The sequence below is a fragment of the Streptomyces sp. NPDC047042 genome (genome assembly GCF_040644035.1).
GTDB lineage: Bacteria > Actinomycetota > Actinomycetes > Streptomycetales > Streptomycetaceae > Streptomyces.
In genome coordinates this window covers 157959-180865 of the sequence record NZ_JBEYVP010000006.1, presented here as the reverse complement: position 1 = coordinate 180865, position 22907 = coordinate 157959, and the positions used below count along the sequence as shown (strand labels likewise).

Below are 22907 nucleotides of genomic sequence, written 5' to 3'. Positions count from 1 at the left end.
GGGGGAGGATCACCGGAGCGCTCAGCCCTCGATGTGACAGCGGCTCTGGGACACGACGGCTTGGCGGATATTGGTGGTGAAGTCGGCGGTATTGGCGATCCGGTCCACCCGTCGGCCTTGTTACGACGCAGGACGCTTTTGAAGATCTGCTCCAGCGTTCCTGTCATGCGGAACATCAAGCGGAGCAGGCATCGCTTCAGGCATCTCCCGAGGCGTTCGATTTTGCAGAAGCGAAGGCTTTGACTTGCTGGCCGCCAAGGGCCCTGGGCCGCATCTACTGCAGGCGCGTGTCATCACCACGCCCACGCGTCAAGTACTCGTTAGGGGAGAACCCAGGGGGTGCGGTGCCACCGCCGGAGCTGCAGCACACCCGCTCGGAAGCACCCTCCGACCGCATCTGCAAGGCTTGCCGTCGAACGCCTCCCTCACCGGCGCTATCACACGTCTGTCACCAACTATGCCGACTCCCCCGGACTGCGATGCCCTGACCTGCCACTACGCCCCCGCCCTGGACTGACGTGGACGCCCGAAGACGGTCTCTACAACCTGTGCCAGGTGGTGCCCAGTGAGGGACCGAGGATCAGAACGGGGGCGTCTTCTGGCCCGTCAAAGCGGTACTGCAGGGTGTTCACCGGTGTCTCACTCACCCGCCCGACCCTCTCATCTGTCACGAGATGTCACATCGCCGGGGTGGATCTGCCTGGAAACCTTCCCGACTCCCACCCAACAGCGGCTTGAACACCACATGGTGAACAGGATCTGTCCTCGCCCTTACGACGGGGCGCTGAGGGGCACCCGGGGGCGCGCTAGGCTGCGGTTCCTCGGGGGATGGGGGCATACATGCGACGCCAAGGAACACGGGTGGTCGTGCTCGGCGCGGCCCTGGCAGTCCTCGCCGGCTGCGGTACGGAGACCGCCGACGAGACGACAGACGCGGGCACGGCCACGGCCACGGCATCCGGCTGGACGCTCGCCGCTCCGATTCGCATCGACGGCATCCGTACCGCCGACGGCGGCCGGTCTCTGGTGGTCGAGGCCGAAGTGCCCGACGGGGGACGCGACTGCGTGCGCGGCCTGCGCGGTGAGCTCGACACCGTCGAGCACGGCACGGTGTACGTGAAGGTCACGTACGAGACCCGTTCCCTGGACGAGGACTCCGGCTGCACCGGCACGCGGCGGGTCGGAGCGACGGTGAAGCTGGGCGAGCCCCTGGGCGCCCGCAGGGTCATGGCGAACAGCATGGACGTGTACACCCCCGTCGGTGCCACGCCACCCGCCCTGCGGCAGTGCGGTGAGAACGGCTGCGATCCCACGCCGCCGCGTTGCACCCCGGCCTCGTACCAGCAGGCGGTCAACGACACGGACATCCCCCAGCACACGAGCTGGGAGGAACGCGGCTGCGACGACACGTGGCTGGTGCTGGACCTGTCGACCCGGATGGGCCCCGCGTGCGGCGACCCCGGCGACGGATGCTCCTCCTCCGGTGTCTCCCAGCGCTGGTTCTACCGCGCCGGGTCCACGGGCTGGCGACCGGTCGCCACGAACGGCGGTGCGGGGTGCGCCGGGATCCACGAAGTCCTGCCGAAGTTGCCCGAGCACCTGTGCGCGTGGCTGCCGGGGCTCGATCGCGGCTGATTCGGCGGAGGGGTCCGCATCCGGCCGGCCCCGAGCATTCACTCCCAGCCCGGGCACGGGTATGTCGATCTCCCGAACCGGGGATCAATACAGGCACATGACGGGGGAATGTACGGGGGCGGGGGGATGTGCCATGGGGCCGGGAGCCGGTGTGCCCGGGGCCGCTGAGGGCGGGGGGTTCTGGGGAGGTTTCTGGGAGCAGAGTGGTGGCACCGCCGTGTGGGTGCTCGGCATCTTCGCGCTCACCGTGGTCGTCGTCACCGTACGGCTGGGGTCCGGTTTACTGCTGCGTCACCAGAGCAACCGGCTGCTGCCGGTGGTGGTGGGCGAGGACCGTGGTCTGCTCGGCGGGCAGGGGGCCGCGCACCGGGGCAACGGCAACGGGCACGGCGGCGCGGACCACGGTCCCCAGTCCGCGCGCACCGCGGAACTGGCCGCCTACATCACCGAGCACATGGCCGCCGACGGGCTCGGCCCGCGCGTCCTGACCCCCGGCAGCGGCACCACCACGGGACCCGACCCGGCTCCGGAGACCGCCTCGTCCCCGCACGGCTGGGTGGATGTGATGAAACGGCTCGCCTTCTTCCAGCCCCGGGCGTACCACGTGATGCTGCACTGCATGTCGGCCGACAGGACACAGCCCCGCTTCTCCGTGCGGATCATGTACATGCCGAAGAACATCATGGTGGCCGCCACCATCATGGAAGGCGAGCCCATCACGCGCGGGGCGACCAACGAGGAGAGGCGCAAACGCGACAAGAAACTGTACGAGCGGATCGCCTGCTACTGCACCGTCAAGATCCTCGGCGACCCGCGCTCGCAGGACCGCATCCCCCGCTGGGAGAGCTGGGGCGACGACCTCGACTCGTACCGCTTCTACCGCATGGGCATCAGAGCACAGGAGCGGGCGCTGGCCGCGAAGAAGCGCCGCGACCCCGATCAGGAGCGCGCGCACTACCAGCACGCCCTCAAGCACTACGACGAGGCCGCGGCACTGGTCCCCGGCAACCTCACCGTCCGGCTCCAGCAAGCCGGCGTCCGCGAACTCATGGGCCAGGACGGCGATACGGAGGAACCCGCCACCCACATCCAGCGTGCCATCGAGATCTACGAGGACTGCGTCCAGCTGTGGCCCGAGCACATCGAGACCGCCTACCGGCTGTCCATCGCCTGCGGCGAGCAGCACCGGTACCGGGGCCAGGGGCTGCACTGGCCCGCGGACTACGAACGCGATTCGCGCGAGCATCTGAGGCTGCTGCTCAAACGCCTGTCCTGGCCGGTCATGGCCCGCCGCTACGCCCGCACCTGGCTTCCCGGCCGCCGCAACCTCGGCGAACGCCGTTACTGGCGGCAGTGGTTCGCCTTCGAGCGGCCCCACCCCTCGCTGCGCAGTCGCCGCCGGGCCTTCCTCGCGGCCGTACGCATCGCCGAGGCGGCCGACGAACTGCGGATGAACCGCCAGCCCGAGCCCGAGAAGCTGCGTGAGGCCTTCCGCACCGTCGCCAAGGAAGTGACCGGCGGCGTCTGGGCCCGCTGGGGCCGGCTCTGGGGCGGGCCCGACTGGGGGATACGCCGTCTGCTCCACGCCGACCACCGACGCGGCGGCGACCACGCCGGAGAGGGCTCCCCCGCGCCGCCTGCCTGGCACCGGGGAGCGCGTACGTACACCCACGCCGAGGCGCTGATCGCCGGCCCGGCGCCCCGGCATCGCGTGCCCACCCGTGCCTCCACCGGATATCTCGTCTACTACAACGCCGCCTGCTTTCTCAGCCTCGCGCTGAGCGTGGAGCCTCCCACGGGTTCCGTGACCTGGTCCGGCGACGAATGGCGGGAGGACTGCGCGAGAGCGGCCGTGGCCCACCTCAACAGCAGCCTGCGGGTCACGCGCAGCCAGTTCTCCGCGGCCTGGGCGGAACGCGACACCGACCTGCGCCCGCTGTTCACGGGCCGCCTGCGCGACGACCCGGCGACCGACCCACCGCGCTGGGTGCGGATCGGACGCAACTGGGCCGGTTTCGCGGGGATACACGTCCCGGACTGAGGGGCCCGATTTCGAGGGGGGACCTGCCGGCTGTCCCGGCAGTGCGCCGGATGCGTCCCGGATACGTTCCGGATACTTTCCGACAGCGCACCACGCGAACTCGCGTCCACCGCCGCTTGATCCCGACACGGGCGCCGGTGAGCTGGGGACGCCAACCCGGCTGCGGGGAGGCGACCGGCCCTGCCGTCGGGTTGCCGGGGTTCCGGAGGTTCCGACGGCAGGACCGCTGTCCTCCGGCCTACTCCGCCCGGGATCCGGTGGAGCGGGTCCTGATCACGGCGAAGACCGCCGCCGCCAGCCCGAGCACGCCCACGACCAGCCCGGCGATGCCGAGCCCACGGGCGGTCGAGTCACTGCTGGACGCGGTGGCCGAGGCGGCCGAGGTGACGGCGGCGCCGGTGGCGTCGGCCTTGGCCGCGCTCCCCGAGCCGTCCGAACTCGCCGAGCCATCCGCACCCTTCGCGGTGAGCTTCAGCATCGGCGCCGGGTTCTCCGGCTCGTCCGCGCCGGGCTGTGCCTCCTCGATCCAGCGGACAGTCTTGCCGTCGGAGTACGTCTGCAGGGTCTTGAAGGTCAACTGGTCGGCGTCGTCGGGGAGTTGCCCGAAGGCCACGTCGAAGTCCTCGAACTGCCCGGCGCCGATCCTCCCCCCGGTCCAGGTGATCTCGGAGACGGCGTCGGTGATGGTGCCGTCGTCGGTCTTGACCGGCGTCTTCAGCTTCGTGTCGGTGACCTTGGCCGTCCAGCCGTCCCTCGGCGAGACGAGCACGCCGAGCACCGGGTGGTCGGTCGGCAGGAACACCTGGACCTTCGTGGTGCTCGCGGTGTCCTCCTCGTTGGGGACCCGGAAGGTCAGGACGCCGTCCGTGGCGCCCTTGGCGTAGCTCTCGGGGTGCACGGTGACATGAGCGGAGGCGGCACCGGCGGCGGCGAGGACTCCGGCGGCGGCGAGGGCGGCGACGACGCCGGCCCGGCGCAGAGTGGTGGTGGTGGTGGTGGTGCGAGTCGTGGACATGGCGAGTGGATCTCCGTACTGAGGAGAAGGGATGTCGGGTCTCAGATCGCGTACGACATCCCCGCCGGCGGCCCGCGCCGGTGCACCGCGTACCGCAGCTCCACCTGTCGCGGCCGCCAGGCCCCCTCGGCGGCGGAACACGCGGAACCCGGCACCCTCGAAGCGCCCCGGAATCCCCGCACCAGCTGCCACCAGGCGGCGAGCCCCGGCAGGAACGCGACCGCCCGGCGCAGCAGCGACCACAACGCGGCCTCACCGCACCGCAGCCACCAGGTCAGCAGCAGGGCGGCCCCGATGTGCGCGGCGGTGGCGTGCGAGGTCAGCGCGTGGGAGTGCGCGTTGGACATCCGCATGCCGTGCATGACCATCGCGGTATGCGGCCGGGCGGCGTCAAAGGTCAGATGCAGTCCGCCTTGGGAGGCCAGCGTCCCGCCGCCGATCCCGGTCAGGGTCCGCTCCCGTCCACCGAGCAGCCAGCCGACCGCGAAGACCGGAAGACCCCCGACGACCTGCGCCCACACCGGCGGCGCCGCTCCCACGGCCAGCGCGTGTCCCCCTGTGGCGAGCAGCACGCACAGCACGGCGAACACCGCCGCGCGCAGGCTCCGTACCGCCGGGGAAGCACTCACGTCGCACGATGCTGCCATGCGGCGCGCGGGTCTCTTCCCCTGCCCCCGCATACGCACCACGACACGGCCGATGAGCGGGACTTCAGTACCGGTGACCTACCGCCGAAGGCCACGGGACACGGGACGTCACAGCCGGCGCACCGACTGCCGGATGACCAACTGCGTGCCCAGCACCACGTGGTCGTCGCCCCCGAGGGACTCCTCGCGCTCCAGGGCCAGGCGTACGGCGGTACGGCCGAGCTCCTCGTAGGGCACCCGGACGGTGGTGAGGGCCGGGGTCAGGTCGGTGGCGAAGGGTACGTCGTCGAAGCCGATCACGGACACGTCGTCCGGTACTCCGAGCCCGGCCTCGCGCAGTGCGGCCAGTGCCCCCAGCGCGACCATGTCGGAGGAGGCGAACACCCCCGTGAACTCGAGCCCGGCGCGCAGCGCGTCCCGGGTGCGGACATAGCCCGAGGATCGGGTGTACGTCCCCGTGGTGTCGAGTTCCTCGACATGGTCGGCGCCGTGCGCGCGCAGCGCGTCCCGGTAGCCGGCGCGTCGCTCGTCCCCGCTGCTCAGCCCCGCCTCTCCACCGAGGAAGAGCACCCGGCGGTGCCCGGACGCCAGCAGATGCGAGGCGGCCTGGAAGGCGCCGCCACGGTTGTCGTAGTCGACGACCGTCACCGGCAGGCCCGGCGCCGGAGCCGGGCGGCCGACCAGCACCAGGCGCGACCCCGCCGCGTCCAGCGCCCGCGCGTAACCGACCATCCGCGCCTCGTACGCCGCGTCCGGCACGACGCTGCCCACGAGGAGGACGGCCGCCGCGTGCTGCTCCCGCATGAGCTGGACCAGGGCATCCTCACGGGTCGCGTCGTCGTGCGTGGCGCACACCAGGCTGAGCCTGCCCCGGTCGGCGGCCTCCTGCTCCACCCCGGCGGCGACATGGGCGAGGGAGGGGCCGGTGATGTCCTTGATGACCAGGGCGACCGGGCCGGCCACCCGCCCGGACAGCGCCTTGGCGTGCACGTTCACCACGTAGTGCAGTGTCTCGACGGCGGCCATGACCCGGGCCCTGGCCTCCTCGGAGACCGGGTAGTTTCCGGCGAGGGTACGGGAAACGGTTGCTACCGAGACGCCCGCCTGTTGGGCGACATCCCGGATCGTGCTGGGACGCTCCTTGCCCGCCTGCTGGGCGCCGGTCCGCTTCCGCTTGCCAGGACGGCCCGCCCGGGTGGCCGACCGTCCGCTGTTCCCGTTGTCCGTCACAGCCCGACGTTACTTCATGTCGGGCACCTTGCGGAGTCCCCGGGAGAGCAGCGGAGGCCCCGAACGTGGTAAACGTTTCCTGCTCCGCTCAGTCCTCCGTCGGGTTGCCGAGGCCCGTGAGGGCGCCGACCGGGTCCAGGTCGGGGGTGCCGCGCGGCCACCAGTCGTCGTGGCCCGGTTCGGACTCGTACGCGTACCAGTAGCCGTCGCGGCCCAGGCGCAGCTGTATGTGGCCGCGTGGGTGGGTGAGGTGGTTGCGCCAGGGCCTGAAGGCGGGGAGGTCGGCGGCTCGGAGGAGGGGGCGGGCACGGTCGAACCGTCCGGCCGGTGGATCCCAGGCCTCTTCGAGGACCGCGAGGCCGTCGAGCCCGCCCTGCCGCCAGGCGGCCACCGCGCGCGCCAGTTCGGCCGGGGTACGGCCGGCTGCTCGGGCGAGCGAGGAGTACAGGGCGCGGGTGCCGGCGGTGAGGCCGGAACCGGGGCGGGCCGCGGCGAGCCGTACGGCGTCCTGCCACAGGGTCAGCTCGCCGACCGGGTCGTGGCCGGCCGTGAGCAGGGTGTGGGCGCGGGCGGCGGCGTCCGTCGCCAACTGGTCCAGCGCGAAGGGGTCGGGGCCGCCCGGGGACGCGGGGTAGGCGGGGGGCGGCTCCGGGTGCGGGCGGGGTGGCAGCGGGGCGGGGAGCGGCGGCAGGGGGCGCGGGGTGAGCGCCTCGGAGGCACGTACCCCGGGGAAGGACGCCGGTCGCTGCTCCTGAGCGGCACGGGCGGCGTGCGCGGCGTTGCGCCGGGACAACTCGTCCAGCACCTGCCGTTCGCCCCGGCCTCGCAGCAGGAGCAGGACGAAGGGGTCGGCGTCGAGAAGGCGGGCGGTCTGGTAGCAGAGGGCGGCGGCGTGCTTGCAGGGGTGGCCGGAGTCGGGGCAGCTGCATCGGGGGTCGAGGTCGCCCGGGGCGGGCAGCAGTGGAACCCCGCACTCGGCGAGGGACTGGGGCATCTCCTTGTCGAGCAGCGCGGCGATGTGTCCGGGCCGTGCCACGGCGGCGTCCAGGAACCGTTCCCACTCCTGGTCGCCGAGGGTGCGCAGCCGCACCTGGACGCGGTACGGGCGCGGCCGGGTGCCCTGCACGTAGGCGAGCACGAGTCCGGGCGTCACGGTGATGGCGTCGACATGCCCCTTCGCGGCGTATCCGCGCCCTCGCACCAGCCGGGCGGCGTCCAGCGCCCCCTCCTCCAGGGCGGCCACCCAGGCGTTCCCCCACCAGCTCTCCGCGAATCCTTCGCGGCTCCCCGAGGCGGGCAGGGCAGGGAAGGTACGACGCAGCTCACCGTCGCGGCCGGGGGCAGCCATGGAGGAGGTGGTTTGGGGGTTGGGGGTGGCTGGGGTGCCCGGGGTTGTTGTCGGCGTTCCGGGGGCGCCGGGAACGTGCCGGGTGCCCAAGGCCCTCGGCGCGTCCGGGACGTGCGGCGACGCGCCCGAGGATGTCTCCGTCGCCTCGGCACCCGCGATGGCGTGCCGCACAGCCGGTGGCGCGACGGCACGCAGGACCTCGCCGACGGTCATCGGCGACGACGTGTCCATGTGCGGCTCGTCGTCCGGAGTCTTCGGCGCCCTGGGTTCTGCCGCCGGGGACTTGTCGGTCGGCGGCTGGAAGGTACCGGCGAGCAGTTCCCGTACGTCGTGCGGCAGGTCGCCAGGACTCCGCGTGGGCGGGGCGGGACGCCGGGCGGCGGCCTCGGCTGCCGCCCTTTCCGCGTCGAGGCGGGCCCGTAGGGCCTCTCCGCGCGCGGCGCGCAGCGCCTCTCGGGCGACGTCCCCGGGACGCCCGCCCTTGCGATCGCCGGTGCCGGGACGCCCCGCCGGGGCGGCACCGGCGGGGCGAGCGGTGTCGTCCGCCGGAGCGGTGTCGTCCGCCGTCCGCGCCTCGTCGGCCCGGCTCACGGTCGGCGGTGTCGCGCGCCGCAGGGCCGCACGGGCCGCGTCTCCCGGCCGGGCCTCGCGCCCGGGGGTCTCGGCCGTGCTCCTCGTCCCGGTCGCCTCCTGGCCCGCGCGCTCGCGGGCGGCGCGCAACGCCCTGCGCGCGGCATCGGCGGGCCGGTCCTGCTCGGGTCCGTCCGGCAGAGGGTGCCCGCCCGCCGTCGACTCCTCCCCCACCGCGTCGCCACCTTCCCGGCCTTCCTGGCGCTCCTCCGACGTCATCACACCGTCCCCCGCAGCGAGACCAGGTCGGACAGCGCCCGGTCCGTCAGTTCCGTGAAGGACGACTCGCCCGACGCCAGGATCGCGTCGGCCAGGGCCCGCTTGGACTCCAGCATCTCCGCGATGCGGTCCTCGACCGTGCCCTCGGTGATCAGGCGGTGCACCTGCACCGGCTGGGTCTGGCCGATGCGGTAGGCGCGGTCCGTGGCCTGTTCCTCGACCGCCGGGTTCCACCAGCGGTCGAAGTGGATGACATGGCCCGCGCGCGTGAGGTTCAGGCCGGTGCCGGCGGCCTTGAGGGAGAGGACCAGGATCGGGGTCGCCCCGCTCTGGAAGCGGTCCACCATGCGTTCCCGTTCCAGGACCGGAGTGCCGCCGTGGAGCAGTTCCACCGGGACGGCGCGGGCCGCGAGGTGGGCCGTGATCAGGCGGGCCATCCCCACGTACTGGGTGAACACCAGGGCCGAGCCGTCCTCGGCGAGCAGGGTGTCCAACAGCTCGTCCAGCAGGGCGAGTTTGCCGGAACGGGCGGCCAGCCGGTCGCCCGCGGCCGGTCCCGGGGCGTCCTCCTTCAGATACAGGGCGGGGTGGTCGCAGATCTGCTTGAGGGAGGTCAGCAGCTTCAGCACCAGGCCTCGGCGGGCCATGCCGTCCGCCGTCTCGATGGCGAGCAGCGACTCGCGCACCACCGCCTCGTACAGCGCGGCCTGTTCGCGGGTCAGGGGGACCGGGTGGTCCGTCTCCGTCTTCGGCGGCAGTTCCGGCACGATGCCGGGGTCGGACTTCTTGCGGCGCAGCAGGAACGGGCGGACCAGCCGGGCGAGTCGGGCCACCGCCTCCTCGTCCTCACCGGTCTCCACCGCGCGCGCGTGCCGGGCGCGGAACGACTTCAGGGGGCCCAGGAGGCCGGGCGTCGTCCAGTCGAGCAGGGCCCACAGTTCGGAGAGGTTGTTCTCCACGGGTGTGCCGGTGAGCGCCACGCGCGCGGGGGTGGGGATCGTACGAAGGGCTTTCGCCGTCGCCGAGTACGGGTTCTTGACGTGCTGCGCCTCGTCCGCGACGACCATCCCCCACCGCTGCTCGGCCAGCCGGGGTGCCGCCGACCGCATGGTGCCGTACGTCGTGAGAACGAAGCCGCCCGGCAGCATGTCCTCGAGGGTGCGGTCGGGGCCGTGGTAGCGGCGGACGGGGACACCGGGGGCGAACCTCGTGATCTCGCGCTGCCAGTTGCCCATCAGGGAGGCCGGGCAGACCACCAGGGTCGGTTCGTCGCGGGCCCGCCGCAGATGCAGGGCGATGACGGTGATCGTCTTGCCGAGCCCCATGTCGTCGGCAAGGCAGCCGCCGAGGCCGAGCGAGGTCATGAGGTCGAGCCAGGCCAGTCCCCTGAGTTGGTAGTCCCGCAGCCGGGCCCGCAGCTCCGGGGGCGGCTCCACGGGGGTGACGCCCGCCGTCAGCCGGTCGCGCAGGGCGGCCAGCGCGCCGACGGGGACCGCCTCGACGCTCTCCCCGTCGACCTCCACGCGGCCGGTGAGTGCCGCGGAGAGCGCGTCGACCGGGTCCAGCAGGCCCAGTTCACGCTTACGGGCCTTGCGCACGAGGGCGGGGTCGACGAGCACCCACTGGTCCTTGAGGCGTACGACGGGACGGTGGGCCTCCGCCAGTACGTCCATCTCGGCCTCGGTGAGAGGGTCACCGCCGAGCGCCAACTGCCAGCGGAACTGGAGGAGTTCCTCGCTCTCGAAGAACCCGGTGCCGTCCTTCGCCGAGCCGGGCGCCGGACGGACGACGGCCTGGGCGGTGAGGTCCTGGGCGAGGTCCCGTGGCCAGTGCACGGCGACTCCGGCCGCGGCGAGCCTGGTCGCGACCACCCCGAGCAGGTCGTACAGCTCCTCCTCGGTCAGGGCCAGGACGTCGGGCGCGTCCTGCTCGGTGAGGCGGTCGAGCGGGGGCCAGACGCGGGCCGCGCGGCGTACCGCCAGGGCGGCGTCCACGCGTGCGCGTGCCCCGAAGGCCGCGTCCGCGGTGCCCGCCCACAGGGTCGCCGCGTCGGTCACGAGGGTGGGGTCGGCGAGGCTGTGCACCTGGACGACCGCCGCACCGGCGGTGCGCACCCGGTCGGGGTCGTCGAACAGCTCGTACGCCGACAGGTCGAGGCGGAGCGAGATCCGCACGCCCGCGTCCATGCCCGCGGCGACCTCCGCAGCCCAGTCCTGGGCGTCCGGCAGCCGCTGGGCCGGGCGCGCGGCGAAGGGCAGCCCCGACGCGTAGGGCGCCGCCGGAGTGCGCGGCAGGGTGTCCGCGACGGCGTCCAGGAAGGCGCGCAGCAGTGCCTCCGGTTCGGGCAGCAGCAGGGGGCCGGAACCGGGCAGAGGCACCGCGTGGCCCTCGTGGGGCAGGGCCGCGGCGATGGCCCTGAGGTGGGCGATGTCGTCGGGGTCCAGCGGGCCCGCGCGCCAGGCGTCGTGGCCTGCGGGGGTCAGCCCGGGGAGCAGACGGCCGCGGGCGGTGAGGCGGAGGGCGTGCAGTGCGGCGGCGCCCCAGCAGGCCGTGGCGGGGTGGGCGGCGGGGTCGCGGCGGGCCCGCACGAGCAGCGGCAGCGCCGCGTCGACGGGCAGCGTCAGCGCGGGGGTGGTGCGGCGGCGGACGCCGGTGCCGTGCTGTCGTACGACCGTGAGTTCCGTACGCAGGTCCGTGGAACCGTTGCCCCCGTCGGGGAGACCGGTGTCCCCGGCCGGGTCCCAGAAGGCGATGCGGCCCTCGCGCGGGAGGGGGGCGGGGAGGAAGACGGCCGCGAGGCGCACGGACACGTCCGCCGTCGCCGTCGCCGTCGCCGACGTCTCGTCGCTCATCCGTACGTCACCTCCCGCCCTCGTGTCGTGTCCGTCGAGTCGGACGTCTTCGACTGTACGGGCGGGGTCTGACAATCGGTCCTGGAAACAGGTCGAAACCCGTCAACACGGCCGGTCAGGGGGTGGTTCGCGAGACGACGTACACCATGTAGTGGTTGGCGCGCGCCCACTTCACGACGATGTGCTGCGTGGGTGCCGGGTTCTTCTGCGGGTGGGCCAGACCCCACCACGAGCCCGGTTCCTTGAACTCCCAGCCGACGATCTTCTGGTCGCGGGCACTGATGGGGAACGTGTTCTTCTTCAGGCTGGTCCGGGGGACGCCCATGGCCTGGAAGAAGTAGTCGAGCCCCGCGTTCGTGGTCATGAACTGGACGTACAGGCGGCTGGTGCGCCAGTTGTTCGTCTCGTAGTACGCGACCTTCGTCGACAGGATTCCCGGGCCGTCGGCCACGCGCGGGACGGGCACCTCGTAGATGTGGCGCTGCACCTTGGACGGCCATGCCTTGGTGAGGCCGCGCGCCGCCCACTTCCGTTCCTTGTCCAGGCCGCTGTCCCGGCTCTGGTTGGCGGAGATCACCAGATAGCCGGCCGGGACACCGATGAGCAGCACGATGATCAGCAGGGTCAGGGCGCGGCGGCGGATCATGTGGCCGCGGTCCTCGGGCGGCCCGGGCGGCTCGTCCGGGGTCATGGCCTGGCGGGGCAGGGAGGCGGTCACTGCGGCCCCTGGGTGGCGCGGCGGGTGGTCTCGACGAACTTCTCGAAGCGCTCGTACCGCTCGACGCGGCGCCGGTTGGCGCGCCGGAAGCGGCGGGCGACCAGGCGGGCGAGGTCGGCGGCGCCCACCATGCCGGCCTCCGGACCGAGCTGGGCGCGCGCGATGCGGGCCTCCGGCCGGTAGCCGCGGCCGGTGAGGTGCCGGCGGAAGGCGTCCCGGGCGGGGCCGATGAGCAGGTCGTCGGCGGCGGAGACACCGCCGCCGATGACGAAGCAGGAGGGGTCGAGGGCGGCGGCCAGGTTGGCGATGCCGACGCCGAGCCACTGGCCGATGTCCTGGAGCAGCTCGATGCACATGGCGTCGCCCTCGCGGGCCAGCTCGGTGATCATCGGGCCGGTGATGTCGGCGATATTGCCCTTGACGTGCTCGATGATCCCGTACGCCACCGGGGAGTCGGCGGCCGCGAGTTCGCGTGCCTCTCTGACCAGCGCGTTGCCGGAGCTGTACTGCTCCCAGCAGCCTCGGTTGCCGCACGGGCAGCGGTGGCCGCTCGGCACCACCTGCATATGGCCGAACTCGCCGGCGACGCCGAACTTGCCGCGCTTGACCTGGCCGTCCTCGAGGATCGCGCCGCCGATACCGGTGCCGAGCGTGATCATGACCAGGTGGTCCTCGCCGCGTCCGGCGCCGAAGCGCCACTCCGCCCAGGCGGCGGTGTTGGCGTCGTTGTCGACCAGGACGGGGACGGCGAGCCGGCCCGCGAGGCGGTCGCGCAGGGGCTCGTTGCGCCAGGACAGGTGGGGGGCGAACAGGACGCGACTGCGTTCGGCGTCGACCCAGCCGGCCGCGCCGATGCCGACGGCGTGCACGTCGTGCCGGTCGGAGAGGTCGAGGACCAGCTCGGTGATGGTGTCCTCGACGACCTTGGGGCTCTTTGACTTGTCCGGGGTCTCGGTGCGGAGCTTCTCCAGGATGTTGCCGTCGGCGTCGACGACTCCGGCCATCACCTTCGTGCCGCCGATGTCGATGCCGACGGTGGGCACGCGGGGGGCCGTGAGGTGGGAACGGCGCTCACGCGTGCCGACAGTGCGCAGGGCGGGGGCTCTGCGGGAGCCGATGGGGGCGCCGGCCTCTCTGGCGGAGCCGGCCAGTGCCCTGGGGAGTGCGAGGTCGCGGTAGCTGCTCATCGGGAGTGATTGTGCCTCACCGGCGAGGGGGGTGCGTTGCGGGGGAGCAATGGGGGGTGTGCGTTGTTCGCCGGGTGCGGGTGGGTTGTGGTTGCTCGCGCAGTTCCCCGCGCCCCTAAGGGCTGCGCCCTAGGGGCGTACCAAGAGCTGGAATTCGAAGGAGTAGCGGGTGGGGCGGTAGGTGTGGGTGCCGAATTCCACTGCTCTGCCTGTGTCGTCGAAGGTGGTGCGTTGCATGGTGAGGAGGGGGGCGCCCTCGTGTTCGGCGAGGCGTTCCGCCTCCTCGGGCGTCGCGCCTCGGGCGCCGATCGACTGGCGGGCGCTGTGCAGGGTGATGCCCGCGGTGCGCATCAGGCGGTACAGGCCGGTGGCCTCCAGTTGGGCGGTGTTCAGGTCGAACAGGCCCGGCGGCAGGTAGTTGCAGAGGTACGCCATCGGCTCGCCGTGCGCCATCCGCAGCCGTTCGACGCGGTGCACGTCGCTGTCCTCGGCCACGTTGAGCGCGGCGGCGACCTCGGCGGAGGCCTGGACGACGGTGTTGACGAGGACCCTGGTCGCGGGGCGCTGGCCCGCCGCCTCCAGGTCGTCGTACAGGCTGCTCAGTTCCAGGGGGCGTTTGACCTGGCTGTGCACGACCTGCGTGCCGACACCCCGGCGGCGTACGAGCAGGCCCTTGTCCACCAGGGACTGGATGGCCTGGCGGACGGTGGGACGGGACAGGCCGAGCCGTCCGGCCAGCTCTATCTCGTTGCCCAGCAGGCTGCCGGGAGTGAGTGCTCCGTGCTCGATCGCGGCTTCGAGCTGCTGGGACAGCTGGAAGTAGAGCGGCACCGGACTGCTCCGGTCCACACGGAGTTCCAGCGGCACTGTCGGGTCCACATCTGGTTTCGGCACGGGCCGAGCGTAGCTGTGGTGCTTGTTGACGGGAAGTCGTGTAGTTCGATTGTCCGGACATACGCATTGACAGCGTGCCTGGTCGGACCCCAGTTTGGTTCTCATGCGCATCGGAGTCATCGGGACGGGCCGAATCGGCACATTCCACGCGAACACCCTCAGCCGCCATCGTGAGGTCGGGGGCTCCCTCATCGTCACGGACGCGGACAGCGGGCGAGCGCAGGATCTCGCGCACCGTTTAGGAGCCACGGCCGCACCGGGTGTCGACGAGATCTTCACCTGGGGCGTGGACGCCGTGGTGATCACGGCGGCGACCTCCGCACACGCCGAACTGATCGGTCGGGCAGCACGCTCGGGTCTCCCGGTGTTCTGCGAGAGGCCCATAGCGCTCGGTCTGCCCGCCACCCTGGCCGCGATCGCGGAGGTGGAGGCGGCCGGGACGATCCTCCAGATGGGCTTCCAGCGCCGTTTCGACAGCGGTTACACCGGGGCCCGCGAGGCCGTGCGCTCCGGGAAGCTCGGCCGGCTGCACACCGTCCGCATGATGACCTCGGACCAGACGCCGCCCCCGCCCGACTATCTGCCGCTGTCCGGCGGTCTGTACCGGGACACCCTGATCCAGGACTTCGACATCCTGCGCTGGGTGACAGGGCACGAGATCGTCGAGGTGTACGCGACGGGGTCGGACGCCGGGCCCCCGATGTTCCGCGAGGCGGGCGACATCGGTACGGCCGCCGCGGTACTCACCCTGGACGACGGCACGCTCGCCACGGCGACGGCGACGCGTATGAACGGCGCCGGGTACGACGTCCGCATGGAGCTGGCCGGCGAGCTGGACCAGGTCGGTGTCGGCCTGGACGACCGTACGCCGATCGCGTCGACCGAACCGGCCGGACCGCCGGCCGCGAGCAAGCCGTGGACGGGCTTCCTGGAGCGCTTCGGGCCCGCCTACGAGGCGGAACTGTCGGCCTTCGTCGAGGTGGTGCGCGGCGAACGCGCCAACCCGTGCGACGGCCGCGAGGCACTGCAGGCCCTGCGCGTCGCCGAGGCCTGCGAACTGTCCAGACGGGAGCGCAGACCCGTACATCTCGCGGAGATTCCGGGCGGCTGGGAGTGAGCAGCGGGGAGGGCGGCCGCGACCGCGCCGGGCGGCCGTCCGCCGCGCTTCAGGGGCCGTCCCGACCGTCCTCGTCCAGGAGGCCTGCGTCGTACGTCAGCAGGGCGATCTGTACCCGGTTGTTGAGGTCGAGTTTGGCGAGGATGCGGGAGACGTGCGTCTTGACGGTCGGCACGCTCATGTAGAGGGCCGCGGCGATCTCGGCGTTCGACCGGCCCCGGCCCACGGCGACCGCGACCTCGCGTTCGCGTTCGTTCAGCGCGCCGATCCGTTCCCGGGCGCCGGCCCGCCGGGTGTCGGCCGTGCCCGCCACCGCGTGGGCCATCAACTGGCGGGTCACCGCGGGCGAGAGCACGGGGTCCCCCGCCGCGACCCGGCGTACGGCGGCCAGGATCTCGGCGGGCGGGGTGTCCTTGAGGACGAAACCGGCGGCGCCCGCGCGCAGGGCGCGCAGTACCTGGTCGTCGGCGTGGAAGGTGGTCAGGACCACGACCTGCGGGGCGCCCTCGAGAGCCCGGAGCCGTTCGGTGGCGGCGAGGCCGTCCACCGTCGGCATCCGGATGTCCATGAGCACGACGTCCGGGCCGGTGCGGCGGACGAGTTCCTCGACCTCGCCGCCGTCGGCGGCCTCTCCGACGATCTCGATGTCCTCGGCGCCGCCCATCATGAAGGACAGGCCTGCCCGTACCAGGGGGTCGTCGTCGACGAGGAGCAGTCTGATCACGGTCATGGCCCTACGTAATCACGGCGGCGGCATCACGGTTGTGCGGCGCCCGGACGTTTCCGTGTGCCGCACGGCTAGATTGCCGACCTGAACTCCCGTGTAGTGAGGGGCCTTTCGTGCGTTACCGGCTGCTGGGCCGAACCGGCCTGCGTGTCTCCGAGCTCTTCCTGGGAGCCATGACCTTCGGTGAGCAGGGCGGGGTGGGAGCGCCCAAGGAGGAGTGCGCGCGCATCCTGGACGCGTACGAGGACGCCGGCGGCAACGTCGTCGACACCGCGATCAACTACCGCGGTGGTGCGAGCGAGACGATCCTGGGCGAACTTCTCAGAGGGCGGCGCGACCGTCTCGTACTGTCCACGAAGTACACGATCTCGCGTGACGGCTCCGATCCCAACGGCGCGGGCAACCACCGCAAGAACCTGGCGCTGTCCCTGGAGACGAGCCTGCGCCGGCTCGGCACCGACTACGTCGACGTGTACTGGGTGCACATCTGGGACCGCGCCACGCCCGTCGAGGAGACCATGCGTGCCCTGGACGACGCCGTGCGCTCGGGGAAGGTGCTGTACGTCGGTATCGCGGACGCGCCGGCCTGGGTGGTGTCCCGGGCCAACACCCTGGCGGAGTGGCGGGGTTGGTCGCAGTTCGCGGCGCTGCAGGTGCCGTACAGCCTGCTGAACCGGGACATCGAGCGTGAACTGCTGCCCATGGCGGAGATGTTCGGGATGTCGGTGGCGGCCTGGAGTCCGCTGCACAACGGCATTCTGTCCGGCAAGTACACGCGCGCGCGTGGCATCGCCCCCGACGAGTCGGTGCGGCTGTCCGTGGACGCGATCGGGGAGCGCGAGCACACGGTGGCGCGGGCGGTGCAGACGGTGGCGGACGAGCTGGGCGCCTCCCCGGCGCAGGTGGCCATCGCGTGGACCATGGCGCACTCCCCCGCCGTGCACCCGATCGTCGGAGCGCGCCGGGTCGAGCAGCTCACCGAGAACCTCGGCGCGGCCGAACTGGCGCTGCCCGCGGGCCTGGTGGCGAAGCTGGACGAGACCACCGGGTTCCGGCCCGGCTTTCCGACCGAGTACATCGAGGAGACCTCGGCCTGGGTGTACGGGGAGGCGGGACTGCGGGTGATACCGCGTACGGCGACGGGTTGAGGTCGGCTTCAGGGGCCCCACGGCAGCCACGCGCGTACCGCGAACCCTCCGTCCGCTCCCTCGCCGTGTTCGAGTCGGCCGCCCGCGAGGGCCGCGCGTTCGGTCAGGCCGATGAGACCCTGCCCTGAGCCGGGGACGGGCGGGACCTCCCCCGGAGGTGCGGGATTGCGCACGGAGACGGTCAGGCCGTCGCCCGGGGCGCCCGTGAGGCGGACGGTGACCTCGGCGCCGGGGGCGTGCTTGCGGGCGTTGGTGAGGGCCTCCTGGACGATCCGGTAGGCGGTGCGGCCGACGGAGGCGGGGACGGCGGCCGGTGCCGTCACCCGGCTGTCCAGCACGATCTTCATACCGGCCGCGCGGGACTCGGTCACGAGCGGGTCGAGAGCGGCGAGCGTCGGCTGCGGGCGCCCGGCCTCCTCCGCGTCGCCTGCCCGCAGGACGCCGATGATCTCCCGCAGGTCCTGGAGGGCCTCGTGGGCGCTCTCCCGGATGACTCCGGCGGCCCGCGCGACCTCCTCGCGGGGCGCGTCGGGCCGGAACTCCAGGGCGCCCGCGTGGACGCTCAGCAGGGTGAGCCGGTGGGCGAGTACGTCGTGCATCTCGCGCGCGATGGCCTCGCGGGCGAGCCGTTGCGCCTGCTCGGCCCGCAGCGCGGCCTCCGTCTCGGTCCGCCGCAGCCGGTCCCGCAGACTCAGGGTGAGCTGCCGCTTGGCCCGCACGAACATGCCCCAGCCGACCGCGGTCGCGGTCAGCAGGATGCTGAGGATCACCGAGACGACGTACGGCAGGTCCGGGTCGGGCCGCGCCCAGTAGTAGAACGGGACCACCACGGCGGAGGCCGCGCCGACAAGGCCGGCGTACCGGAAGGGCCGGTGCACGGCGAGGGAGAAGAGGGCGACCAGGCCGGCACCGCCCGCGGTGCTCGAGACGAGGCTGACGGCGACCATCGCGACGGCGAGGCCGAGCGGCCAGCGGCGCCGCAGCCATACGGCGGCGCAGGCGAGGGCGCCGAACCACTGGTCGACGAGGGCGACGGTATGAGGGGTGTTCGGGTCGTCGGCCAGGGCGTGCGCGCCCAGCACACCGACGAGGACGGCCAGCAGGAAGCAGGTGAAGTCGACGACCCAGTCCCGCGCGGTACGCCGGGGCCGCGCGGCCGTGCCGAAGCGGCCCAGCCATCTCCGCGCGGGGCCGGAGCCGGGGTCCGCGCCGGAGTCGCTTCCGGGTCGCGGACCGAGTTCTTCCAGCAGGGCCGACGGGAAGAGCCATCGCCGCCCCGGGAATGCCGTCGGGGCCTCGGAAACGGATGTCGGCCTGTCACCACTCACGGTCGACAAATCTACGCAGGGACGGGCCGCGCCGCCCGCCCCGCTTCGTGATCGTCGACCAAAGTCGGCCCACCGCAGACTTTCGGCGCGGATTCGGCGCGGACCGGCGACTTCGGGAGAGCGGGAATCGCCCTGCGGCCGATGGAAGCGGAGGGCGCGCCGGGCGAGGATCCCGGTATGAAGCAGCTACTGGAGATCGTCGGGTTCGTCGCTCTGGTGCAGGGCGTCGCGGGCCTGCTGCAGGAGTTCACCGACCTGCACTGGGGCCTCGTACACAAGATCGGTTTTCTTGACGGCTACGAGGTCTACGCGAGCGTGACCCTGCTCGTGCTGTCGTTCGCGCTGTTCGCCGCCGCCGAGAGCCGCCGTGGTTGATGAGGGCGTCAGTAGGTGGCCCTTCCGCCGCTGATGTCGTAGACCGCGCCCGTGGAGAAGCTGACGCGGTCCGACGCGAGGAAGGCCACGAGTTCGGCCACCTCCTCCGGGCGCCCGATGCGCTTCATCGGGATGAGCCCGGTGATGTGGTCCAGCACCTCGGGGGCGGTGGAGCCGTTCATGGGGGTCGCGATGACGGCGGGCGTGATGACGTTGACGAGCACACCGCTGGTGGCGAGTTCCTTGCCCGCGGATTTCGTCAGGGCGATCACGGCCGCCTTGGACGCGGAGTAGACCGACAGGTTGGGGTTGCCGTCCTTGCCCGCCATGCTGGCGAAGTTGACGACCCGGCCCCAGCCGCTCTCGCGCATTCCGGGCACGAAGGCCCGCATGGTGTTGACGGTCCCCAGGACATTGACGTCGAGGACGCGCCGCCACTGCTCGGGCGTGGTGTCGAGCAGCGGCGCGTTCGGTCCGACGATGCCGGCCGAGTTCACCAGGATGTCCACGGGCCCGAGTTCGCCGGCCAGCCGGCTCAGCTGCGCCGCGTCCGTCACGTCCGCCGCGATGTCCGCGCCGGCCAGGTCGAGCGTGGTCACCTCGATGCCGTCACCGCGCAGCCGTACGGCCGCGGCGGCGCCCAGGCCGCTGGCTCCTCCGGTGACGAGCGCGGTCCTGGCAGGTTTGGTCGCCATGTCATCTCATTCCAACAATCGATACGCTGGTCTAATCTTTGGAATGTCTTGGACGATACGCAGAGGTTGGACGGTCCGAAACCCCTCGGCCACCAGAAGGCCCTGCTGAACTCCCCTTCACCGCCTGGAGATTGACCCATGTATCTGATGCGCATCGGAGCCGTCGGCGCCGAGAAGCCGATCGCCCGCCTCGACGAGGACACGTACGTCGACCTCTCCGACGTCGTCACCGACTTCGACGAGGCGTTCTTCGGGTCGGGCGGCCTCGACCGCGTACGGCCCGTCGTGGCCGAGCGCGCGGCGGCCGGGCAGGTGTCCCGTTTCGCCGGAGAGCGCGTCGGCGCGCCCATCGCCCGCCCGCACCAGATCCTGTGCATCGGCCTCAACTACCGGGACCACGCGGCGGAATCCGGCATGCCGGTGCCGGACGAGCCGATCCTGTTCACCAAGTCGCCGAACACCCTGATCGGCCCGTACGACGACGTGCGCATCCCGCGCGGATCCACCAAGCCGGACTGGGAGGTGGAGCTCGGCATCGTCATCGGCAGGCGCACCAGCTACCTGGACTCGGTGGCGGAGGCGCGCGACGCCATCGCCGGGTACGTCGTCGTCAACGACGTCAGCGAGCGCGCTTTCCAGCTGGAGCGCGGCGGGCAGTGGGCCAAGGGCAAGTCCGCCGAGACCTTCAACCCCGCGGGGCCGTGGCTCGCGACCACCGACGAGATCGACGACGTCCTCGCGCTCGGCATGCGGCTCGACGTCAACGGCGTGCGCCGCCAGACCGGCAACACCAAGACGATGATCTTCGATCCGTACTTCATCGTGCACTACCTGAGCCAGTTCCTGGTTCTGGAGCCCGGTGACCTCATCAACACCGGCACCCCGCCCGGTGTCGGCATGGGCTTCACTCCGCCCGTCTGGCTGCAGCCGGGCGATGTCATGGAGCTGGCGATCGACGGTCTCGGCACTCAGCGCCAGCGCGTCCTTGGACCTCGCTGAGCCGGAGCCGTGCGCGCTTTCGTCCTCACTGGCCCCGGGACGTACGAGGTGCGGGAGCCGCCCGGTCCTCGTCAGCGGTGACGGGTGCGTCGGCATCGGTGACCGACCTCGCGGCCGGGCCCTCGGTACGGGCCCGGGTCTCCACCGCCGGGGCCAGGAAGGCGGCGCACACGACACAGGCCAGGACGACGAACATGGCGGGACGCAGGCCGACCTGGCCGCCGAGAAAGCCGAGTCCGGGTGGTCCGACGAGAAAGGCGACGTAGCCGATGACGGCGACCAGACTGACGCGTGCCGTCTGGTCCGGGCCGGACTCCCCGGCGGCCGAGAGCGCGAGAGGGAATCCGAGCGAGGCGCCAAGTCCCCACAGCAGTACGGCGGTTCCGGCCAGGACAGCGTTGTCGGAGACGATGACGGCGAGGAGGCCGACCGCACCCGAGACGGCACTGGCGCGTACGACGACGGTGCGGCCGAGGCGGTCGATGAAGAACGCGCCACAGAAGCGGCCCAGCGTCATCGCGGCGGCGAAACCGGCGTACACCAGGGACCCCGCCGTCGCGTCCATGCCGTGGCCGTCGACCATCAGCAGCGGCAGCCAGTCGTTGGCCGCTCCCTCGGCCAGCGCCATCGCCAGCACGATCCCGCCGATGAGCAGCAGCCGCCCGTCCTTCCAGACCGCCGGGCGCCGCTTGCCGGCGCCCGCTTCGTGCGCCTCGACGGGCGCGGCACGGCCCGTGCCCGCCGGGACGGCCCGCACCGCGTGGAGGAGGAGGGCGGTGGTGAGCAGGACGACCGCGGCGAGGTGCCAGTACACCGGTACGCCCGCCGCCGTCGCCGCCATGCCCGCCCCGGCGCCCAGTACCGTGCCCAGGCTGAAGCAGCCGTGCAGCGCGGGCAGGGTGGTCCTGCCGCCGACCCGCTCGACGTCCGTGCCGTCGACGTTGATCGCCACGTCGCCGACGCCCATCCCGGCGCCGAAGGCGCACAGGCCGGCGGTCACCGCCGGCACCGACGCCAGGGCGCTCCCCCAGCAGATCGCGGCCATCCCCGCGATGAGCAGCCATGTTCCCCAGACGATGACGGGCCGCGTCCCGAACCTGGACACCAGCCGTCCCGAGCAGGAGATCCCCGCCATCGAACCGAACGACAGCCCGAACAGCACCAGCCCCATGTGCGCGGTGGAAAGGTCCAGCCGGTCCCGGATCGCGGGCGTGCGCGTCACCCAGGAGGACATCGCGATCCCCGCCAGCAGGAAGAGCAGGAACAGCGCCTGCCGCCGCCGACGCACGTCCTGGTCCATGAGTGCACTTCTCCGTCCGGCGAGGCTTGGGGGCGGCTCGCGGCCGGGCCTCGACACCCCGCCCGGCTGGATAAATGTACATGCCATTTCAGCAACGGCGGAGGGACCAGGAGGCCACCGCTCAGGCGTTGTCCGGAAGTTCGTACGTGCCGTACTCCGGGCGGCCCGCGAACTCGTACGTCTGGATGGAGACGCCCGCCTCCGTCGTACGGCCCCCGGTGCGCCGGAAGGCGGTCGGGACGGCGCCCTCCGCGAAGAGGCGGCGGCCGGAACCGAGGACGACCGGGAAGGTCAGCAGGTGGACCTTGTCGACGAGGTCGAGCGCGAGGAGGGACTGCGCGAGGGCGCCGCTGCCGTGCACCTGGACCTCGCGGTCGGTGCGTTCCTTGAGGGCGGCCACCTCCTTGCCGAGATCGCCGCTCAGCACGGTCGTGTTGGCCCACTCGGGGTCCTTGAGGCCGGCGGAGGCGACGTACTTCGGCAGGGCGTTCAGCCGGGACGCGATCGGGTCCGCGGGGTCGGTGACCTTGGGCCAGTACGAGGCGAAGATGTTGTACGTGCGGCGGCCCAGGAGGAACGCGTCCACGCGTTCGAACACCTCGACCATGAACCGGCCGAAGTCCTCGTCCCCGTACGGGACGCTCCAGCCGCCGTGCTCGAAGCCGTCTCGCGGGTCCTCCTTGGGGCCTCCGGGGGCCTGGTAGACGCCGTCGAGGGTGACGAAGGACGTGAGGGTGAGGGTGCCCATGGCGGGTGCCTGCTCTCTGGGAGGGGTCTGGTTCATCAGCTCAGACCCCTCCGG

The 22907-nt window shown here is 72.2% G+C and carries 19 protein-coding genes and 1 pseudogene; 6 read left to right on the top strand and 14 right to left on the bottom strand.

Annotated features, from left to right (window positions below):
* Window positions 1-548: 548 nt before the first annotated feature.
* Window positions 549-647 (bottom strand): annotated as a pseudogene (locus ABZ855_RS08630) (3-oxoadipate enol-lactone hydrolase); the annotation flags it as partial.
* A 193-nt stretch (window positions 648-840) separates the two neighbouring features.
* On the opposite strand from ABZ855_RS08630, the gene ABZ855_RS08625 reads away from it, so the two are divergent.
* Entirely contained in the window at window positions 841-1635 is a 795-nt protein-coding gene (locus tag ABZ855_RS08625) for a hypothetical protein (RefSeq protein ID WP_360803085.1), read from the top strand.
* Window positions 1636-1786: 151 nt separating this feature from the next.
* Window positions 1787-3676: a tetratricopeptide repeat protein gene (locus tag ABZ855_RS08620; RefSeq protein ID WP_360803082.1), complete on the top strand. Its 1890-nt coding sequence runs from the start codon at window positions 1787-1789 to the stop codon at window positions 3674-3676.
* Window positions 3677-3914: 238 nt separating this feature from the next.
* Here the strand turns inward: ABZ855_RS08620 and ABZ855_RS08615 are convergent, their stop codons facing one another.
* The 8 genes from ABZ855_RS08615 to ABZ855_RS08580 all read right to left on the bottom strand — a co-directional run bounded on the left by ABZ855_RS08615 (window position 3915) and on the right by ABZ855_RS08580 (window position 14389).
* Entirely contained in the window at window positions 3915-4691 is a 777-nt protein-coding gene (locus ABZ855_RS08615; protein ID WP_360803079.1) for a YcnI family protein, read from the bottom strand.
* 41 nt (window positions 4692-4732) lie between these two features.
* Entirely contained in the window at window positions 4733-5320 is a 588-nt protein-coding gene (locus tag ABZ855_RS08610; protein WP_360803076.1) for a hypothetical protein, read from the bottom strand.
* A 126-nt stretch (window positions 5321-5446) separates the two neighbouring features.
* The gene (locus ABZ855_RS08605) at window positions 5447-6568 is read right to left on the bottom strand and encodes a LacI family DNA-binding transcriptional regulator (protein ID WP_360803073.1); all 1122 of its coding nucleotides are present in this window, start codon (window positions 6566-6568) and stop codon (window positions 5447-5449) included.
* Window positions 6569-6656: 88 nt separating this feature from the next.
* Entirely contained in the window at window positions 6657-8765 is a 2109-nt protein-coding gene (locus tag ABZ855_RS08600) for an SWIM zinc finger family protein (RefSeq protein WP_360803070.1), read from the bottom strand.
* Window positions 8765-11617 (bottom strand): DEAD/DEAH box helicase, encoded by a 2853-nt coding sequence (locus tag ABZ855_RS08595; protein WP_360803067.1) that lies wholly within the window; start codon window positions 11615-11617, stop codon window positions 8765-8767. The genes ABZ855_RS08600 and ABZ855_RS08595 overlap by 1 nt, the downstream gene beginning before the upstream one ends.
* 115 nt (window positions 11618-11732) lie before the next feature.
* Window positions 11733-12335, bottom strand: a complete 603-nt coding sequence (locus ABZ855_RS08590; RefSeq protein WP_360803064.1) for a sugar kinase — start codon at window positions 12333-12335, stop codon at window positions 11733-11735.
* The gene (locus ABZ855_RS08585) at window positions 12332-13522 is read right to left on the bottom strand and encodes an ROK family glucokinase (protein ID WP_360803061.1); all 1191 of its coding nucleotides are present in this window, start codon (window positions 13520-13522) and stop codon (window positions 12332-12334) included. The genes ABZ855_RS08590 and ABZ855_RS08585 overlap by 4 nt, the downstream gene beginning before the upstream one ends.
* 129 nt (window positions 13523-13651) lie before the next feature.
* Window positions 13652-14389, bottom strand: coding sequence for a GntR family transcriptional regulator (locus ABZ855_RS08580; protein ID WP_360803435.1), 738 nt, complete (start codon window positions 14387-14389; stop codon window positions 13652-13654).
* 130 nt (window positions 14390-14519) lie between these two features.
* On the opposite strand from ABZ855_RS08580, the gene ABZ855_RS08575 reads away from it, so the two are divergent.
* Entirely contained in the window at window positions 14520-15533 is a 1014-nt protein-coding gene (locus ABZ855_RS08575; RefSeq protein ID WP_360803058.1) for a Gfo/Idh/MocA family oxidoreductase, read from the top strand.
* Window positions 15534-15582: 49 nt separating this feature from the next.
* Here the strand turns inward: ABZ855_RS08575 and ABZ855_RS08570 are convergent, their stop codons facing one another.
* Window positions 15583-16263, bottom strand: a complete 681-nt coding sequence (locus ABZ855_RS08570; RefSeq protein WP_360803055.1) for a response regulator transcription factor — start codon at window positions 16261-16263, stop codon at window positions 15583-15585.
* 110 nt (window positions 16264-16373) lie between these two features.
* On the opposite strand from ABZ855_RS08570, the gene ABZ855_RS08565 reads away from it, so the two are divergent.
* Entirely contained in the window at window positions 16374-17408 is a 1035-nt protein-coding gene (locus tag ABZ855_RS08565; RefSeq protein ID WP_360803052.1) for an aldo/keto reductase, read from the top strand.
* 8 nt (window positions 17409-17416) lie between these two features.
* Here ABZ855_RS08565 and ABZ855_RS08560 read toward each other — a convergent pair whose 3' ends face one another.
* Entirely contained in the window at window positions 17417-18736 is a 1320-nt protein-coding gene (locus ABZ855_RS08560; RefSeq protein WP_360803049.1) for a histidine kinase, read from the bottom strand.
* A gap of 177 nt (window positions 18737-18913) precedes the next feature.
* Here ABZ855_RS08560 and ABZ855_RS08555 point away from each other — a divergent pair, with 177 nt between their 5' ends.
* Window positions 18914-19111: a hypothetical protein gene (locus ABZ855_RS08555; protein ID WP_360803046.1), complete on the top strand. Its 198-nt coding sequence runs from the start codon at window positions 18914-18916 to the stop codon at window positions 19109-19111.
* A gap of 8 nt (window positions 19112-19119) precedes the next feature.
* Here the strand turns inward: ABZ855_RS08555 and ABZ855_RS08550 are convergent, their stop codons facing one another.
* Window positions 19120-19806 carry an SDR family NAD(P)-dependent oxidoreductase gene (locus ABZ855_RS08550; protein WP_360803043.1) on the bottom strand — a complete coding sequence of 229 codons (687 nt, stop codon included), beginning with the start codon at window positions 19804-19806 and terminating at the stop codon, window positions 19120-19122.
* Between the two features lie 138 nt (window positions 19807-19944).
* On the opposite strand from ABZ855_RS08550, the gene ABZ855_RS08545 reads away from it, so the two are divergent.
* Window positions 19945-20805 carry a fumarylacetoacetate hydrolase family protein gene (locus ABZ855_RS08545; protein WP_360803040.1) on the top strand — a complete coding sequence of 287 codons (861 nt, stop codon included), beginning with the start codon at window positions 19945-19947 and terminating at the stop codon, window positions 20803-20805.
* A gap of 25 nt (window positions 20806-20830) precedes the next feature.
* Here the strand turns inward: ABZ855_RS08545 and ABZ855_RS08540 are convergent, their stop codons facing one another.
* Window positions 20831-22192, bottom strand: coding sequence for an MFS transporter (locus ABZ855_RS08540; protein ID WP_360803037.1), 1362 nt, complete (start codon window positions 22190-22192; stop codon window positions 20831-20833).
* Window positions 22193-22226: 34 nt separating this feature from the next.
* Window positions 22227-22853 (bottom strand): dihydrofolate reductase family protein, encoded by a 627-nt coding sequence (locus ABZ855_RS08535; RefSeq protein WP_360803432.1) that lies wholly within the window; start codon window positions 22851-22853, stop codon window positions 22227-22229.
* Window positions 22854-22907 lie beyond the last annotated feature (54 nt).